The sequence below is a fragment of the Novosphingobium sp. BL-A-28-Hi1-0D genome (assembly GCF_055521755.1).
Genome location: NZ_JBVFVV010000002.1, coordinates 255,750 through 271,622, shown reverse-complemented (window position 1 = coordinate 271,622; position 15,873 = coordinate 255,750). Strand labels below are relative to the sequence as shown.

Annotated in this window: 14 protein-coding genes; 10 read left to right on the top strand and 4 right to left on the bottom strand. The window is 64.6% G+C overall.

Annotated elements, in window-relative coordinates:
* Positions 1-11 precede the first annotated feature (11 nt).
* Both ACZ1JW_RS18865 and ACZ1JW_RS18860 read right to left on the bottom strand, forming a co-directional pair.
* Complete coding sequence (locus tag ACZ1JW_RS18865) at positions 12-698, bottom strand: SDR family NAD(P)-dependent oxidoreductase (protein ID WP_465142881.1); 687 nt, start codon at positions 696-698, stop codon at positions 12-14.
* A gap of 66 nt (positions 699-764) precedes the next feature.
* A complete protein-coding gene (locus ACZ1JW_RS18860; RefSeq protein WP_465142880.1) occupies positions 765-1,439 on the bottom strand; it encodes a TetR/AcrR family transcriptional regulator in 675 nt (224 codons plus the stop codon).
* 175 nt (positions 1,440-1,614) lie between these two features.
* On the opposite strand from ACZ1JW_RS18860, the gene ACZ1JW_RS18855 reads away from it, so the two are divergent.
* The 3 genes from ACZ1JW_RS18855 (at position 1,615) to ACZ1JW_RS18845 (ending at position 5,808) form a co-directional block, all read left to right on the top strand.
* The gene (locus ACZ1JW_RS18855) at positions 1,615-3,933 is read left to right on the top strand and encodes a TonB-dependent receptor (protein ID WP_465142879.1); all 2,319 of its coding nucleotides are present in this window, start codon (positions 1,615-1,617) and stop codon (positions 3,931-3,933) included.
* A gap of 70 nt (positions 3,934-4,003) precedes the next feature.
* Positions 4,004-5,050: a nuclear transport factor 2 family protein gene (locus tag ACZ1JW_RS18850; RefSeq protein WP_465142878.1), complete on the top strand. Its 1,047-nt coding sequence runs from the start codon at positions 4,004-4,006 to the stop codon at positions 5,048-5,050.
* A gap of 11 nt (positions 5,051-5,061) precedes the next feature.
* Positions 5,062-5,808: an SDR family oxidoreductase gene (locus ACZ1JW_RS18845; protein ID WP_465142877.1), complete on the top strand. Its 747-nt coding sequence runs from the start codon at positions 5,062-5,064 to the stop codon at positions 5,806-5,808.
* Between the two features lie 400 nt (positions 5,809-6,208).
* Here ACZ1JW_RS18845 and ACZ1JW_RS18840 read toward each other — a convergent pair whose 3' ends face one another.
* Positions 6,209-7,846 (bottom strand): family 43 glycosylhydrolase, encoded by a 1,638-nt coding sequence (locus tag ACZ1JW_RS18840; RefSeq protein ID WP_465142876.1) that lies wholly within the window; start codon positions 7,844-7,846, stop codon positions 6,209-6,211.
* Positions 7,847-8,007: 161 nt separating this feature from the next.
* Between ACZ1JW_RS18840 and ACZ1JW_RS18835 the strand changes: the two genes are divergently transcribed.
* Positions 8,008-9,207, top strand: a complete 1,200-nt coding sequence (locus ACZ1JW_RS18835; protein ID WP_465142875.1) for a cytochrome P450 — start codon at positions 8,008-8,010, stop codon at positions 9,205-9,207.
* 18 nt (positions 9,208-9,225) lie between these two features.
* Here ACZ1JW_RS18835 and ACZ1JW_RS18830 read toward each other — a convergent pair whose 3' ends face one another.
* Positions 9,226-9,480, bottom strand: coding sequence for a hypothetical protein (locus ACZ1JW_RS18830; RefSeq protein WP_465142874.1), 255 nt, complete (start codon positions 9,478-9,480; stop codon positions 9,226-9,228).
* A gap of 183 nt (positions 9,481-9,663) precedes the next feature.
* Here ACZ1JW_RS18830 and ACZ1JW_RS18825 point away from each other — a divergent pair, with 183 nt between their 5' ends.
* From ACZ1JW_RS18825 to ACZ1JW_RS18800, 6 genes are all read left to right on the top strand, one after another.
* Positions 9,664-11,085, top strand: coding sequence for an aromatic ring-hydroxylating oxygenase subunit alpha (locus ACZ1JW_RS18825; RefSeq protein ID WP_465142873.1), 1,422 nt, complete (start codon positions 9,664-9,666; stop codon positions 11,083-11,085).
* On the top strand, positions 11,085-11,603 hold the full coding sequence (locus tag ACZ1JW_RS18820; protein WP_465142872.1) for a nuclear transport factor 2 family protein: 519 nt from the start codon (positions 11,085-11,087) through the stop codon (positions 11,601-11,603). The genes ACZ1JW_RS18825 and ACZ1JW_RS18820 overlap by 1 nt, the downstream gene beginning before the upstream one ends.
* Before the next feature lie 23 nt (positions 11,604-11,626).
* Positions 11,627-12,961, top strand: coding sequence for an aromatic ring-hydroxylating oxygenase subunit alpha (locus ACZ1JW_RS18815; RefSeq protein ID WP_465142871.1), 1,335 nt, complete (start codon positions 11,627-11,629; stop codon positions 12,959-12,961).
* A 167-nt stretch (positions 12,962-13,128) separates the two neighbouring features.
* On the top strand, positions 13,129-13,695 hold the full coding sequence (locus tag ACZ1JW_RS18810) for a VOC family protein (RefSeq protein ID WP_465142870.1): 567 nt from the start codon (positions 13,129-13,131) through the stop codon (positions 13,693-13,695).
* Between the two features lie 119 nt (positions 13,696-13,814).
* Positions 13,815-14,249, top strand: a complete 435-nt coding sequence (locus ACZ1JW_RS18805) for a nuclear transport factor 2 family protein (RefSeq protein WP_465142869.1) — start codon at positions 13,815-13,817, stop codon at positions 14,247-14,249.
* Positions 14,250-14,462: 213 nt separating this feature from the next.
* Complete coding sequence (locus tag ACZ1JW_RS18800; RefSeq protein WP_465126851.1) at positions 14,463-15,809, top strand: aromatic ring-hydroxylating oxygenase subunit alpha; 1,347 nt, start codon at positions 14,463-14,465, stop codon at positions 15,807-15,809.
* Positions 15,810-15,873 lie beyond the last annotated feature (64 nt).

Here is a 15,873-nt window from a genome sequence, read left to right as displayed (position 1 = left end):
GTCTTGGCTCCTTACCAGGGGTGGGTTTCGCCGTTCCACTTGAGGAAGTCGCCCGAACGATCGAGCGTCCACGCCGCGGCGACATCACGGATGCCCTTGGCGCTTTCGGTCGGCGTGATGTCCGCCGCCTCGCCGCCCATGTCGGTCTGCACCCAGCCCGGATGCATGATGCCCACGACGATCCCGCGCTCCTTGAGATCGGTCGCCACAGACCGCATCAGCCGGTTGAGCGCCGCCTTGGCCGAGGCATAGGCATAGTAGCCGCCATAGGGCCAGGTCGATGCCGCCAGCTGGCTCGAGATGTTGATGACCTTGGAGCCTTCACCGAGGCGCGGCAGGAATGCCTGCAGCACGCGCAACGGGCCCTGCACCATGATGCGGAACACCTCGTCCCATTCCGCCCAGTCCGAGCTTTCGAGTTCCGCCGGGTCCGATCCGCTTACCCCCGCCACGTTGTAGAGCACGTCGATCGCCTCGCCCGCCGTCTCGGCAGCGCCAGCCTTGACCGAGGCATCATCGGCCACGTCCATCCGGTGCACGGTCAGCTTTCCGCCCGAAGCGGCAGCGAGATCCGCCAGCTTGCCCGCACCTTCCGGATTGCGCACCAGCGCGATCACGCGGTCGCCCGCCTCGACATGCTGGCGTGCGAGTTCCAGTCCGATACCGCGCCCTGCGCCGGTGATTGCCACGGTGGTCATATCGTCGTCTCCCAAGACTCTGGATTCGTTATGTGCATTCACGGCAACAACGCCGCAGACGTCGGATCAGCTCAGCGGATCGTAGAGCCCGCGCACGGTGGCGATGGTCAGCTTGAGCACCTGCTCGATCCGCTCAGGCCCGAACACCGGACGATGCATCAGCAGCCCGGAATGAACCGCGATCGCGAAATCGCTGCCCAGCTTCATCGCCCGCCACTGGTCCTGCCACTGCGGGAAGGACTCGATCATCTCGGCGGTCCACACCTCGTCATAGCGGCGCGCCGCAGGCTCGAACGCGGCGTTCAGCTCCGGGTCGGTCCGCGCCGCCACAGCCAGTTCCAGATAGGCCGCATACTCGCGCGTCTGCACGCTGCGCCAGTGCGCATCGGTTGCAAGGTCGATCAGCAGCGCGCCTTTGCTCTGCGCCATGGCCGCGAGATAATCGTCGAGAAACAGGCGCATGCGCTGGTAGAAGATGTGCTCGACCACCGCCGCCACCAAGTCCATCCGCGTGGCGAAATGGTGGTGCATCGCCCCGCGCGAAACTTGCGCGCGCTCGGCCACTTGCGCGGTGGTCAGCCCCTGATACCCGCTCTCGACAAGGCAGTCGACCGCCGCCTCGAGCATCTTGAGGCGCGTCTGCGCTGACTTGCGCTGCTGCCAGCGCACGGGCTCGCCCTCGCCCAGGCTTGCGGGGCGCATTGCGGCAAGCATCCGCTTCTGCATCGTGGAACCGGCCATCGTCATTGTCCTGTCATGCCTGCGAATGGCGCGCAAGACCGCCTGACAAAACGGCCAGTTCACCTCTCCCCCACCTCGAGAGCATAAAACAGGCAGACGCGCCGGTTATTGCCGAATCGCGCTTTCGAAGACGGTGACCGGACCCGATACCGGCACTATGGGAGGGGAAGAGATCATGAAAAGGCATACCACGTCACATCTCCTGAGCAGCCTCTCGGCGCTCGCACTCACTGCGCTGCCTGCAGCAGCGTTCGCGCAGGACGCACAAGGCCCGCAGGCCCAGGCCGAGGACACCGGTTCGACCGGCGGCCTCACCGAAATCGTCGTCACCGCGCAGAAGAAGGCCGAAAGCATCCAGTCGGTGCCGATCTCGATTGCCGCTGTCGGCGGCGAACAGCTCACCGCGATGAACGTCACCACGCTTCAGGCGCTGCAGGGCGCGGTGCCAAACGTCCAGATCGACAACTTCGCCAACACCCCCAACAACGCGGTCTTCACCATCCGCGGCATCGGCGTGATCGAGCCCGATCCCTATGCCGGCAACACCGTGTCGATCGTTGTCGATGGCGTGCCACAGTTCTTCTCGATGGGTGCGCTGCTCGATACCTATGACACCGGCCGCGTCGAGATCCTGCGCGGACCGCAGGGCACCCTGTTCGGCGCGAACACCACCGGCGGCGTCGTCAACGTCGTGACCAACCAGCCTACCGGCGAGTTCGGCGGCTACGTGCGCGGCACTTACGGCAACTGGAACCGCTTCGACGTCAACGCCTCGATCGAGGCCCCGCTCGTCAAGGATGTGGTCAGCGTCAAGGTTGCCGGCATCCACACCCAGCGCGATGGCTGGGTGACGAACGTGTGGAACGGCGAGGACATGGGCCGCAAGAACGTCGATGCGGTGCGCGGCCAGCTCTACATCACGCCCAACCCGGACCTCAAGATCACGCTTCAGGGCGAATATGTCGCAGCCCGCAATGGCGCGCCGGTCGTCGTCAACGGCGGTCTTCCGGGCGAGGGCAACTATGTTCCCGAAGGCACGTTCTGGAACGGCGCGGTCCTGCCGATGTACCGCAGCCCCTGCGCCGTGCCGAACCAGCCCTGCAAGGCGCCGGACAAGTACTTCTCGGGCAACAACGAAGTGCCCGACCAGTCGGACATGACCACCAAGTTCTTCATCGGCACGATCCAGTACGACAACACCCCGATCGGCGACATCACCGCGATCACCGGCTACAAGCACTTCACCCTGTTCGAATATACCGACCAGGACGGCACCGCGAAGACCAACAACGCCACCCGCCGCCGCACCCGCGGCTGGCAGTTCAGCCAGGAACTGCGCAGCGCCTTCTCGGCGGGCGACAGCTTCAACGCGGTGGCCGGGCTCTTCTACATGAAGACCAACTACACCCACTACCAGATGTACCACCTGGACTTCGCCCTGCCCGGCCTGATCCAGTACAACCAGCAGGACCAGGGCACGGAATCCTTCTCCGCCTTCCTGCAGACCTACACCCAGATCACCGACGCGCTGAAGTTCTCGGCCGGCATCCGTTACACGCATGACAGCATCGACGCCCGCTCGCAGCTCGATCTCGGCTTCGGCAGCGAAGCGCTGACCTCGCCCAACTGGGACAAGTTCGACGTCAAGTTCCCCGGCAGCCTCGATGTCGGCGGCAAGAAGAGCTGGAGCAACGTCGGCTGGAAGATCGGCCTTGATTACGAGGTCGGCCAGAACCAGCTTATCTACGCGAACTGGGCGCGCGGCTTCAAGTCGGGCGGCTACACCGGCCGCATCGGCGTTGCGGCAGACGGTGACACGCCCTACAACCCCGAGAAGGTCGACACCTTCGAAGTGGGCCTGAAGGCAGACTTCCTCGACCGTCGCCTGCGCACCAACTTCGCGGCGTTCTACACCAGCTACCGCGACATGCAGGTTGCCCAGATCTACTTCGATCCTGCCACCAACGTGCAGGGCAACCGCATCCTCAACGCCGCCGAGTCCGAGATCAAGGGCTTCGAGCTTGAAGTCCAGGCCGTGCCGGTCGACGGTTTGACCCTGCGCGGCTCGCTCGCCTACCTCGACACGAAGTACAAGGACTTCCTCTACTTCGATCCGGTGGCCGCCACCTTCATCGACCTGAAAGGCTATGCCCTCCAGAACGCACCGAAGTGGGCCTCGACCCTCGGCGCGAACTTCACCCACACCTTCGCGAACGACAGCAGCGTCGTGGCTGACGTGAGCTGGATGTACACCGGCCAGAAGTTCTACACCGCCGTCGTCAACACCCCGCGTTCCTCCGTGCAGCCGACCTACTACGTCGACGCGCTGCTGACCTACTACGGCCCGGACAAGCGCTACTCGATCGGCCTGTGGGGCAAGAACCTGTTCGACAAGCGCTACATCTCCACGGTCTACGACAGCCCCGGCTACATGGGCCTCGTCGGCTACGCCCCGCCGCGCCAGTTCGGCGTGTCGGTCGGCTACAACTTCTGACCTGACGAAATCCTCCCTGGCCCCGGTTGCTTCACGGTAACCGGGGCGCTTTTTTCCAGAGGATATCGCCTTGATCACAACGCACGCATTCATCGCCCGCAGCGCCATCGCCCAGACCCTGTCACTGCACAGCCGGGGCGTTGACCGGGCCGACGCCAACCTTTTGGGCGCGGCCTACCACCCCGATGCCACCGTCGATTACGGCTTCTTCGCAGGCCCCGCCGCCACGCTGGTAGAGATCCTCGCCACCGCGCAGAAAACCACGCCACCCACTCTGCACCGCACCTCGAACATGTGGATCAGGGTCGATGGCGGTACCGCCACCTCCGAAAGCTACGTGATCGCCTACGTTGAGGAAGCCGATCTCCAGCGCCTCGTGTTCGGCCGCTATCTCGACACCCACGCCCTGCGGAACGGCGAGTGGCGCCTGACGCATCGCACTTACGTGCTCGACGGAAACAGCAACCGTCCGAACAACGCCGTGCGCAGCGACCCGCCCGTAGCCCTCGACAATTACGTGCCCGCCGGAGCCAAAGGCGCCGCCGATCCGGGCCGCGCCTTCCTCGCCTTCCACGCCGCCTCCGCCAGAGGAACGACCATGACCGCATCGTCCAGCAGCGAAATCGCCCTAGAAGCCGCCCTCGCCAAGGCCGAAATCCACGACCTCTGCATGGCCTATGCCCGCGGCGTCGATCGCGCCGACGAGGCCCTGCTCGCCTCGATCTTCTCCGAGGATTCCACCGTCATCTCGGGCGTCGTCAACGGCTCGGGAAAGGACTTCGCGCGCGACATCACCGCCTTCGTCCGCAGCAATCTCGAAATGTGCTTCCACTCGGTCGCAAACGAATGGGTTGAAGTGCGCGGAAACGAGGCCGTGGGCGAGCACTACGCGCTGGCCCAGATGGTCCAGGCGGGCACCGAAGTCCTCACCGGCGGCCGCTACATTGATCGCTACGTGAAGCGCGATGGCAAGTGGCTGATCCAGTCGCGCACGTTCGTTGCCGACTGGAGCCATTCGCACCCCTCCACGATGCAATCCGACGGCTTCTACGAGGCCCTGACCAACCGCGGCTGCTTCGGTCGCGAAGACCCGATCTACGCCCACTGGGCCGCTTGAGGATATTCGACATGGGCAAAATGGAAGGTAAAGTCGCACTGATCACCGGCGGCGCGTCGGGCCTTGGTGCCGAAGACGCCCGCGTTCTCGCCCGCGAAAGCGCGCGCGTGGTCATCACCGACATGCAGGAGGATCTGGGGGCAAAGGTCGCTTCCGAAATCCCCAACTGCGTGTTCATGCACCACGACGTGCGCGACGAGGCCCGCTGGAACGAGATCGTCGCCGAAACGGTGCGTTTGTTCGGCAGGCTCGATACGCTGGTCAACAACGCCGGACTCGTCCGCTTCGGCACGGTCGAGGATTTGTCGTACGAGGACTACAAGCTCCAGACCGACGTTATGGCGGGCGGCACCTTCCTCGGCTGCAAGGCCGCGCTTCCGCACATGAGTCGCGATGGCTCGGGCTCGATCATCAACATGGCCTCGGTCGGCGGGATCAAGGGCATCAGCGTGATCCCCGCCTATGCCGCTGCCAAGGCCGGGATCATCGGCATGACCCGCTCGATCGCGGTCCACTGCCGCGAACAGGGCTACCGCATCCGCGTCAACTCCATCGCGCCCGGAGGCATCGTCACCCCGATGACCGCACAGGCCCTGGCCGAGCTGCCCACCGACCACGCCGGACTCGATCAGGCCAACAACCACGGCATGGGCCAGCCCAGCGACATCGCCAACATGGTCCTCTACCTCGCCTGCGAAGACGGCCGCCACATCACCGGCACCAACATCGTCATCGATAACGGCGAGACGATGGGCTGAGGCTTGCACTCACACCCATCCCCGTCACCCCGGCGAAGGCCGGGGCCTAAAACCTCGCCCCAAAACGCAACCACTGCAAAGGCAAACCGCCCAAGCAGCACGCGTCACGACCACCAGATAAGAACGACAGCCCTTGGACCCCGGTCTACGCCGGGGTGACGGCGTCATAGGACAGGGGCGCCGTGGAGCGGGACCTGCCTGACCCTAACCTACCCCCAAACCGCTTCGGCCGGGCGCAGGCCGGTGCCCATGACCTTGCCGTCGCGCGATGCCGCAGCGTGATGGATCCCGGCCTTCGCCGGGATGACAATAGTGGTTGGGATAACGGACTTGGCCCCTTAAGCAAACCGTCGCCCCGGCGCAGGCCGGGGCCCACAACCCCAAAGCCCCACAAAACGCCTCACCCCAACGCGCGAAACCGGAAGTTCCGGAACCGCGCGCTGCCCCCGCCCGCCGCAAACAGCGCCGGCCGCAAACTCAGCAGGTCATCCACGACATTGGCGTTGTAGCCCGAAACCTCGCTGCGCACGCCGTGGCGGGTCCAGTCCTTACCGTCGAGGCTGTAGTAGAACGTAACGATCTGCGCCTCGTTGACGATGCGCATGTGCATCCGGCGCACCGGCGGCGCGGGCTCGGGCCAGTAGCTCGCCTTGCCGCCGCGATAGCTCGTCATCCGCGTGCCATCGATGCCCATGCCGAGGAACAGGCGGTCGTTGAAGAACAGCAGCAGCCCCGCCGTCGTCTCGCCCACCAGTTCCACTTCGACGCTGAACTCATAGGACAGGTCGCCCACGTTCTGCGTCAGGGGCGAACAGTCCTGCGGCCCCGATCCCTTGCCCGCCAGAACCAGCGCCCCGGCCTCGTAACGCACCCGCCCCGCCTCCTCGGGCGCGCTGGCATAGAGCGACCAGCGCGTGCCAAGGCTCGGGACCGAGAAGTCATCCGAGCGCGCAAACCCGTGCGGCACTGCCGCGCCCTTGGGCATCGGCAACGGCTGCGAAAGATCGCCACCCCTGGCCCGGAACCAGCCGTCAGCCGTCCACTCGATCGGTTCGAGCAAGGTCTGCCGCCCCAGCGTACGGTAGCCGTTCTCGTAGCCGTGGTAGATCATGTACCACTGCCCGCCCGGCCCCTCGACGCAAGTCGCATGCCCGCGCGACCACCACTTTTCCGACACGTCTTTCGTGCGCTGGATGGGATTGTGCGGGCAATGCTCCCACGGCCCGTTGATCGAGCGTGAGCGCGATGCGACGACCATGTGTCCGGTCGCAGGCCCGCCGGTGCCGCCCACCGCGCTCACCAGATAGAACCAGCCCCCGCGCCGGAACAGCTTTGGCCCTTCCAGCGCATAGTTCTCGGTCACCCAGTCGTCCGGATAGCGCCAGCCTTCATAGACCGTCTCGATCGGCCCAGCCGTGGCAAGGCCATCATCGGTCAGCCGCACCCGCTTGCCCTGGTTGAAGAACAGGTAGCGGTGTCCGTCCTCGCCCACCACGTGGCCCGGGTCGATCAGCCCGCCAATGCCAAGGTCCACCGGATCGCTCCACGGCCCCGCCATGCTGTCGGCATGGATCACGAAGATATTGGCAAAGTCCTTCAGCCCCTTGGACCACGGCGCCTTCATGAACGGAATGTAGATGAAGTAGCGCCCGCCGTGCTTGACGATGTCCACCGCGAAGCCCGTGCCGAGCGGCTTGTTCAGCGACGGGCCGATGGGTCGCCAGTTCACCAGATCGCGCGAATGCCAGATCAGCATGCCCGGCGCTGCATCGAACGACGAATGCGTCATGTAGTAATCGTCGCCGTCCTTCAGCACCGAAGGATCGGGATAGTCGCCCGAGATGATCGGGTTGAGGAACGTGCCGTTGCCAAGGTCCGCCTTGCGCTGCCCCTCGATCCCGCGGCCCCACGCCGGGGCCTTGCCAGCGGTCTTGCACGCGCCCGCAGTCGCAGCCCTGCTGTCCGTGCCATGCAGCAGCGCCGGAGCCCCCAACGCTCCTGCCACGGCGGCCTTCATTGCATCCCGGCGGGTTCCCATACTCTCTTCCTTATTAACGAGAATCTATATTCTAATCTTATCGCGGCAGTGTCAACCACCCTCCCTGCGCCAATCCCTTGCCCGCCTATCCTTATCGCCAAGCGCCAAGACGCCGGACCTGTCGCATGATCCCCGGCAAAACAGACAGAAGAGGATCACCCATGGAAGCGCCCGCGCACGTACCTGCCGACCGCATCGTCGATATCGACATCTACATGCCCCCGGCCCTCGAAACGGCCGGCTTTCACAAGGCATGGAGCGACCTTTCGGCAAACAATCCCGCCGTCGTCTGGACCCCGCGCAACGAAGGCCACTGGATCGCGCTGGGCGGCGAGGCGCTGCAGGATGTGCAATCCGATCCCGAGCGGTTCTCCTCGCGCATCATTGTCCTGCCCAAATCGGTGGGCGAGATGCATGGGTTGATCCCCACCACCATCGACCCGCCCGAGCACCGCCCCTATCGCCAGCTGCTCAACGCCCACCTCAATCCCGCCGCCATCCGCGGCGCGTCCGAATCGATCCGCGCCACCGCTATCGAACTGATCGAGAGCTTTGCCGCGAACGGCCACTGCAACTTCACCGCCCAGTATGCCGAACAGTTCCCGATCCGCGTGTTCATGGCGCTGGTCGGCATCGACGCCTCCGAAGCGCCCCGGATCCGCCACTGGGCCGAATGCATGACCCGCCCCGGCATGCCGATGACCTTCGACGAAGCCAAGGCGGTGTTCTTCGACTACGTCGGCCCGCTGGTCGATGCGCGGCGCGGTGGCAGCGGCGAGGACATGATCAGCGCGATGATCAACGCCGATCTGGGTGGCGGCCGCACGCTTACCCGCGACGAGGCGCTGTCGATCGTCACCCAAGTGCTGATCGCGGGGCTCGATACCGTGGTCAACGTGCTCGGCTTCATCATGCGCGAACTGGCCGAAAACCCGGCCCTGCGCGCCGACCTGAAACAACGTGGCGCGGACATCACTCCCATCGTCCACGAACTGTTCCGCCGCTTCGGTCTCGTCTCCATCGCCCGCGAGGTGCGCCACGACATCGCCGATTTCCACGGCATCGCCCTCAAGGCGGGCGACATGATCGCCATCCCCACGCAAGTCCACGGCCTCGACCCGCGCGTGAACCCCGATCCGCTTAGCATCGACCCCGCCCGCAAGCGCGCCCGCCACTCCACCTTCGGCTCCGGCCCGCACATGTGCCCGGGCCAGGAACTGGCCCGCAAGGAAGTGGCGATCACGCTGGAGGAGTGGTTGAAGCGCATCCCCGACTTTGCGCTGGGCCAAGGCTCGGACCTCTCGCCCGTCCCCGGCATCGTCGGCGCCCTGCGGCGGGTGGAACTGGTCTGGCCGACCTGAAACGCGCTTGGCCGACGATCAGCGTCGCCTTGTGGCAAGCAGGCACCGCCCGACGATCACGAACGTCGCGATCTTAGCAACGATGTAACCGGTCAGTCCGCCGAAGAGGAACGTCGCGAACAACGTCACCCCGGCGAAAAAGATGGCCAGAAAGCTCTGCAGCCCGAACGCTTCGTCGCCATAGAACATGTCCACGAGCGCGAAGTTCAGCAGAATGAACAACGCCGGGGCGAGGGTGAGCGCAACGTCTGTCAATAAGGCCTTGTCAAACACGGCCGCGCATTAGCGTTGCGGACGTGATCCCGTCAGTCGCCGATTTGGTGACATTGCGCGGGATCTCGGCTGAATCGCCGTTTCTCCAAAACCTAGCGTAACCGCTAGGTTGAGCCGACTCGCGCCAGCGTCCATAAAACAGGCACAACTGCCGGTTTTAACATGGCAGCCCCGGAGAGTCCGATGCTTGATGCGATCAACCCCCACGGTTTGCCCGAGCCCGCCAATGCGGAAGACCTCGCCGCAATCCGCTGCCCCGGCGCGCCCAGCATGCAGCAGATCGTCGCAGGCGACGCGCTCCCCCCGCCGCCGGTGCTGGCCATGGAAGAACCGATGTTCCTCGGCAGCGCGCCCGTTTCGGTGGACCGCTACTTCGATCAGGGCATTTTCGAAGCCGAGATCGAGAAGATCTGGAAGCGCACCTGGCAGTGGGTCTGCCGCGAGGACCACATCCCCGAACCCGGCGACTACTATACCTACGAAGTCGCGCATCTGTCCTGGGTCGTCGTCCGGCAGGACGACATGTCGGTCCGCGCCTTCGTCAACTCCTGCCTCCACCGCTCGACCAAGTTCAAGCGCGGCGAAGGCGTCGGCTCGGGAGACAATCTGCGCTGTCCGTACCACGGCTGGACCTGGAACAACGACGGCACGCTGGCGTCTGTCCCCTGCGCATGGGACTTCAAGCACATCGACCCGGCAAAGACCAACCTCCCAGAAGCCCGCGTCGGCCACTGGGGCGGCTTCGTGTTCATCAACCCGAGCGCGGAAGGCCCCAGCCTCGAGGAATACCTCGCCCCCCTGCCCGAGCACTTCAAGGACTGGGACATCGCAAACCGCTACGTCGCGGTCCATGTCGCCAAGGAGCTGCCCTGCAACTGGAAGACCGCGCAGGAAGCCTTCCTTGAATCCTACCACGTCCTCGAAACCCATCCCCAGCTGCTCAAGGGCGTGGGCGATGCCAACGTGCAGTATGATTGCCATTCGGACACGGTCACGCGGTTCTATGCCGCCAGCGGCGTCAACTCACCCCACCTCGCCAAGCCGCTGAGCGAGGAGGAACTGCTCGCCACGATGATCCTCGGCGATAGCGATTCACGCGGGCAGGGCCTCACGGTCGGCCCCGGCGAAACCGCCCGCACCGTCATGGCCCGCCACCTGCGCAAGGTGCTGGGCGAGGCCTACAAGTGCGATCTGTCCGCCGTTTCGGACAGCGAGATGATCGACACCATCGAATATCACGTCTTCCCCAACATGGTGCTGTTTCCCGGCCTGTCGCTGCCGATGGTCTATCGCTTCCGCCCGATCGGGCTGGCCCCCAACCGCACCCTGTTCGAAATCCTGTTCCTGCGCCCCAATCCCGAAAACGGCCCCGCGCCCGAACCTGCCGAACCCTTCCACGTCGCCGAGGACCAGAGCTACGCCACCGCGCCCGGCTTCGATGCCGCCATGGGCCACGTCTACGATCAGGACACCGACAACCTGCGAGCCCAGCAGCAGGGCTTCCGCGCCAGTGCGGTCGGCGTCCAGAACCTCGGCAACTATCAGGAATCGCGCATCCGCCACTTCCAGATGGTCGTCGACAAGTATCTGGCAGGAGAAGCCTGATGGCCTTCGACATGGAAGCCGAAGTCCGCGACCTCTGCGCCCGCCGCGACATTCACGATTGCCTGTGCCGCTACATGCGCGGGCAGGACCGTCTGGACCCCGAACTCCACCGCAGCGCCTTCCACGATGACGCCTGGGTCGATTGCGGCCTTATGCAGGGCACGGCGGACGAATTCGTCGCCTTCGCGCAAGGTTTCCTCGCCGACCTTGACGGCAGCCAGCACATCATCGGTCAGGCGCAGATCAGCATCGATGGCGACAAGGCCTCGGGCGAGGTCTATTTCTACGCCTGGCACCGCACCCGCGAGGATGGCGAGCCCAAGGACCTCGTCGTCGCCGGGCGCTATGTCGACGAATACACCTGCAAGAATGGGGAGTGGCGGATCAGCCGCCGCCGCGAAATAGTGGACTGGGCGCGTACCGACCCGGCAGCCGACGGATTCCTCGAAGGGAACCCGCTGGTCCGGCCGGGAAGGCGCGGAACAGACTTCAGCCAGACCCGCGACTGGCCAGTCTGAGACAAGACCAGAGGACGCCGAAGATGACCGCTCAGGACAAGATTTCCCGCTACTCCCCGGAGTTCGACGTTGCCGTGCGCGGCGATACGATCACCGCCGACCGCTACATCACGCGCGAGTGGATGGAGCTGGAGAACAAGCACCTCTGGCCCAAGGTCTGGCACCTTGGCGGCGTGCTCGCAGACCTTGAGGAAGAGGGCGATTTCATCCGCCACAACTTCGGCAAGGAATCGGTCGTCATGGTCCGCCAGGCCGACGGCAGCGTAAAGGCGTTCTACAACACCTGCCCCCATCGCGGTAACCGCCTCGTCCTCGGCGATGTCGGCTCCGCCCCGCGCCTGACTTGCGGCTATCACGGCTGGCAGTTCGATCCCGATGGCACGCTCGTCCACGTGCAGGACCCGGACGATTTCGCCGGCGGCAACCCCTGCGGCAAGGTCACGCTTTCGGAACTGCGCTGCGATACCTGGGGACCGTTCGTGTTCTGGTGCATGGACGACGACGTCGCCCCCTTGCACGAATGGCTCTGGCCCTACACCGAGCGTCTGGCGGGCTACAAGCTCGACAACTGGGTGCGCGTGTTCAACGTCTCGGCCGATTGCGACTTCAACTGGAAGATCATCCGCGACAACTTCAACGAGAGCTACCACCTCCCCACGATCCACCCCGAACTCGCCACTTTCATCAACGATGGCCTGCCGACCACCGTGTTCGAGATGTACGAGAACGGCCACAACGCGATGTGGATGATCGGCCACCAGGCCACCAGTCGCAAGGACTACGTCAGCGGCGACGTGCCGCCGGGCCTCTATGAAGCCGCCGAGGCATGGGGCATCGATCCCAAGGAATACCGCGGCCGCACCGCCGACATCCGCGAGGCCGTGATCAAGGCCAAGCGCGAGCGCGGCGCCGATGCGGGCTATGACTATTCGTCGATGACCGACCAGCAGCTGGTGGACTATTTCCACTGCACGCTGTTCCCCAACCTGACGATCACGATGTCGCCCGAACAGTGCCAGATCCTGCGCACCGAACCGCACCCGACCGACCCCGAAAAGTGCATATTCCAGCACTGGTGCCTCTATCCGCCGAACGCGAAGATGGCCGAAGTGCTGACCCCTGTCGGCATGGCCCCGCTGCGCCACGACGCCATCGCGCGTCATTCGACGTACGGCGATGGCGTGTCGGTTGGCTATGTGGCGGATCAGGACCTGTCGATCGGCACCACGCAGCAGCAGGGCCTCAACTCGCGCGGCTTCAAGGGCTGCCTGCTGCCGGGTCAGGAAAAGCGCGTGCAGCGGTTCCATGAGAAGCTGAACGATATGGTGCTGGGGCATCCGACCAAGGCGCGGGAATAGAGGGCGCTAGGCCCACCCCCAACCCCTCCCGCTCGCGGGAGGGGAGAAGAAGAAAACAGACGCAACTTGCCCTCCCGCAGGCGGGAGGGCCGGGAGACTTGGCCTTGCGCAGCAAGGCTTAGTCGGACGGGGTGGGCCTGTGCCTTGCCCAAGGAGAGGGACAAGGAATGAGCAGCACCACCATAACTCCCGGCCCAATAGTTCCTGGGACTCCCGGCCCCCACGTCATGCAGGCCGCCTTCATCGTCGAGGACGTGGAAGCTGCCGCCAGGGCGTGGATCGCCACCACCGGCATCGGCCCGTTCTTCATGGTCCCGCACATCGAGCTGGCCGAGGCGACCTATCGCGGGGCACCGTCCGAAGGCATCGACTTCTCGGTCGCGCTCGCGCAGTCCGGCGGCATTCAGATCGAGCTGATCCAGCAGCACTGCGACCGCCCCAGCGCCTATCGTGATACCATCGCCAAGGGCCAGACCGGCTTCCACCACTTCTGCATCTACACCGGCGACTACGACGCCTGCCGCCAGCGCTATGTCGACCAGGGCTTTGCCGTGGCCATCGACGGCAAGTTCGGCGTGATGCGCTTCTGCTACGTCGATACCTCGGCGGCGCTGGGCTGCATGATCGAGATCGTCGAGGAGGACGAGAACCAGACCTCGGCCTTCACGAAGATCGCGGAGGGCGCGGCTGGCTGGGACGGCGTGACCGACCCGATCCGGCCGCTGTTCGGCTGATATGTTCCTTATTTGTTCCATTTGGCGTTTTGCGTGTTTCCCCGGGGAAACGGAGCGAAGCGTAGTTCAGCGAAGCTAAACATTCCAACAAGATTATAAGTATCTGAGAGGAAACGATAATGCAGTGTCCGATTGAAGACCGCCTTGCCATTCAGGACCTGATGATCGCTTATGCGCATGCCGTCGACACCATCGGCAACATCGACGGAATCCTCGATGTCTTCACCGAGGATGCCGTATTCGATCTCTCGGGCATCGGCCTTGAACCGCAGCATGGCCACGATGGCATCCGCGCATTCTTCACCAACGTCTTCGCCAACATGGCGCACCACGCCCATTACCTGACCAACTTCGCGGTCACCGGCTACACAGGCGATACCGCCTCGATGCGCGCCTATGTGATCGGCATGGGCGTGGGCAAGGACGGCCGGGCGGTGACGGTCAACGGCCGCTACTACTTCGAGGTCCGCCGTACAGAAAAGGGCTGGAAGGCCACGCGCTACACCATGGACTTCCTGATGCCGCTTTCGGGCACGCTCGAGAACGCGAAGTAAGCTTGTGCGGGGTGCCCACCCCGTCCGACTAGGTCCTGCTACGCAGAACCAAGTCTCCCGGCCCTCCCGCCTGCGGGAGGGCAGGTCCTTAATCTCCCCTCCCGCAGGCGGGAGGGGTAGGGGGTGGGCACTCGCGCAACGCCCAGAAGAAAACAAAACCACCCAACCCCATCCGGCGCTCGGGGAGAACGCCGGTTACAGGAGTGCTTGATCATGGCCACCTATATCCAGGTCCCCGAAGCCGATGCCCCCTACCCCACGCACGAAAGCGCGCAGTTTCCCGAACCGCGCGGCGATGCCATCACCGGTGACCGCTACTGGTCAAAGGACTTCGCCGCGCTCGAATGGGAGCACATGTGGAAGCGCGTGTGGCACGTTGGCGGGCGCACGGCGCAGCTTGAGGAGGCGGGCGATTTCATCACCCACAACTTCATGCGCCAGTCGGTGGTCATGGTCCGCCAGAAGGACGGCGGCATCCGCGCCTTCCACAATGTCTGCCGCCACCGCGGCAACCGCCTCGTCACTGTGGAAGAAGGCGGCGTAGGCGAGCACTTCACCTGCCCCTACCACGGCTGGAAGTGGAACATAAACGGCGCGCTCGACCATGTGCAGGACGAGGAGGATTTCCCCCAAGGCTCCCCCTGCGCCACGCTGCGCATGAAGGAAGTGCCCTGCGAGACCTGGGGCGGCTTCGTGTTCTACAGCTTCGACCCCAACGCCGTGCCGCTGATGGAATACCTCGATCCCATCCCGACGCTGCTTGGCAATCGCGATCTCGCCAGCTGGAAGCGCGTGGTTTGGCGCACGCTGCGCGTCAACACCAACTGGAAGTTCGCCTCCGACAACTTCAACGAGGCCTACCACATCCCGGCGGTGCATCCGCAGTTCGAGGGCATGATCGACGATCACTACTCGACCACCGTGTTCGAGATGTATCCGACCGGCCACAACCGCATGATCGAGAAGCTGCAGCCCTCGAGCCGCTACCCGGACGCGCAGCAGATGAAGCCGCTGTGGGCGCAGGTGCTGAAGGAATGGGACCTCGACCCTGCGCAGTTCGAAGGCCGCGCGCAGGAGGGCCGCCTTGCCCTGCAGCAGGCGCGGCGCAAGCTCGGGCCGGAGCGCGGCTACAAACACTTCGAAAAGCTCGCCGATGACGAGTTGACCGACCAGTTCCACCACACCTGCTTCCCCAACCTGACGCTTACCGGCACCCCCGAGGGGCTCCACGTGTTCCGCACCGAACCCGACATGGAAGACCCCAACTGGTCGACCTTCGACTACTGGTATCTCGCGCCCGAAGTGGCAGGCGGGGCCGATGTGCCAACGCTCTATGGGCTGCGCCCGTGGAAGGAAGCCGAGCACCAGACCGGCGATTTTACCGCCTACAGCGCCGAGATTCCGCAGGGAGACTTCCTGATCCAGGACCTCGATGTTGCGGTGACGCAGCAGCAGGGTCTGCACTCGCTCGGCCACGACGACGCTTACCTCGCCCGGCAGGAAAACCGGGTGCGGCGGTTCCATGAGGTGATCAACGATTACATCGCTGGGCGGCGGTGAACTCGGCGCTGTGAATGCCCACCCCCAGCCCCTCCCGCCTGCGGGAGGGGAGTAGAAAGTAACG

What these genes read in the sequence shown, in the direction of transcription:
- ACZ1JW_RS18865 (WP_465142881.1), bottom strand. Translation starts at nt 698, where the DNA reads ATGACCACCGTGGCAATCACCGGCGCAGGGCGCGGTATCGGACTGGAA.
- ACZ1JW_RS18860 (WP_465142880.1), bottom strand. Translation starts at nt 1,439, where the DNA reads ATGGCCGGTTCCACGATGCAGAAGCGGATGCTTGCCGCAATGCGCCCC.
- ACZ1JW_RS18855 (WP_465142879.1), top strand. Translation starts at nt 1,615, where the DNA reads ATGAAAAGGCATACCACGTCACATCTCCTGAGCAGCCTCTCGGCGCTC.
- ACZ1JW_RS18845 (WP_465142877.1), top strand. Translation starts at nt 5,062, where the DNA reads ATGGGCAAAATGGAAGGTAAAGTCGCACTGATCACCGGCGGCGCGTCG.
- ACZ1JW_RS18840 (WP_465142876.1), bottom strand. Translation starts at nt 7,846, where the DNA reads ATGGGAACCCGCCGGGATGCAATGAAGGCCGCCGTGGCAGGAGCGTTG.
- ACZ1JW_RS18835 (WP_465142875.1), top strand. Translation starts at nt 8,008, where the DNA reads ATGGAAGCGCCCGCGCACGTACCTGCCGACCGCATCGTCGATATCGAC.
- ACZ1JW_RS18825 (WP_465142873.1), top strand. Translation starts at nt 9,664, where the DNA reads ATGCTTGATGCGATCAACCCCCACGGTTTGCCCGAGCCCGCCAATGCG.
- ACZ1JW_RS18820 (WP_465142872.1), top strand. Translation starts at nt 11,085, where the DNA reads ATGGCCTTCGACATGGAAGCCGAAGTCCGCGACCTCTGCGCCCGCCGC.
- ACZ1JW_RS18815 (WP_465142871.1), top strand. Translation starts at nt 11,627, where the DNA reads ATGACCGCTCAGGACAAGATTTCCCGCTACTCCCCGGAGTTCGACGTT.
- ACZ1JW_RS18810 (WP_465142870.1), top strand. Translation starts at nt 13,129, where the DNA reads ATGAGCAGCACCACCATAACTCCCGGCCCAATAGTTCCTGGGACTCCC.
- ACZ1JW_RS18805 (WP_465142869.1), top strand. Translation starts at nt 13,815, where the DNA reads ATGCAGTGTCCGATTGAAGACCGCCTTGCCATTCAGGACCTGATGATC.
- ACZ1JW_RS18800 (WP_465126851.1), top strand. Translation starts at nt 14,463, where the DNA reads ATGGCCACCTATATCCAGGTCCCCGAAGCCGATGCCCCCTACCCCACG.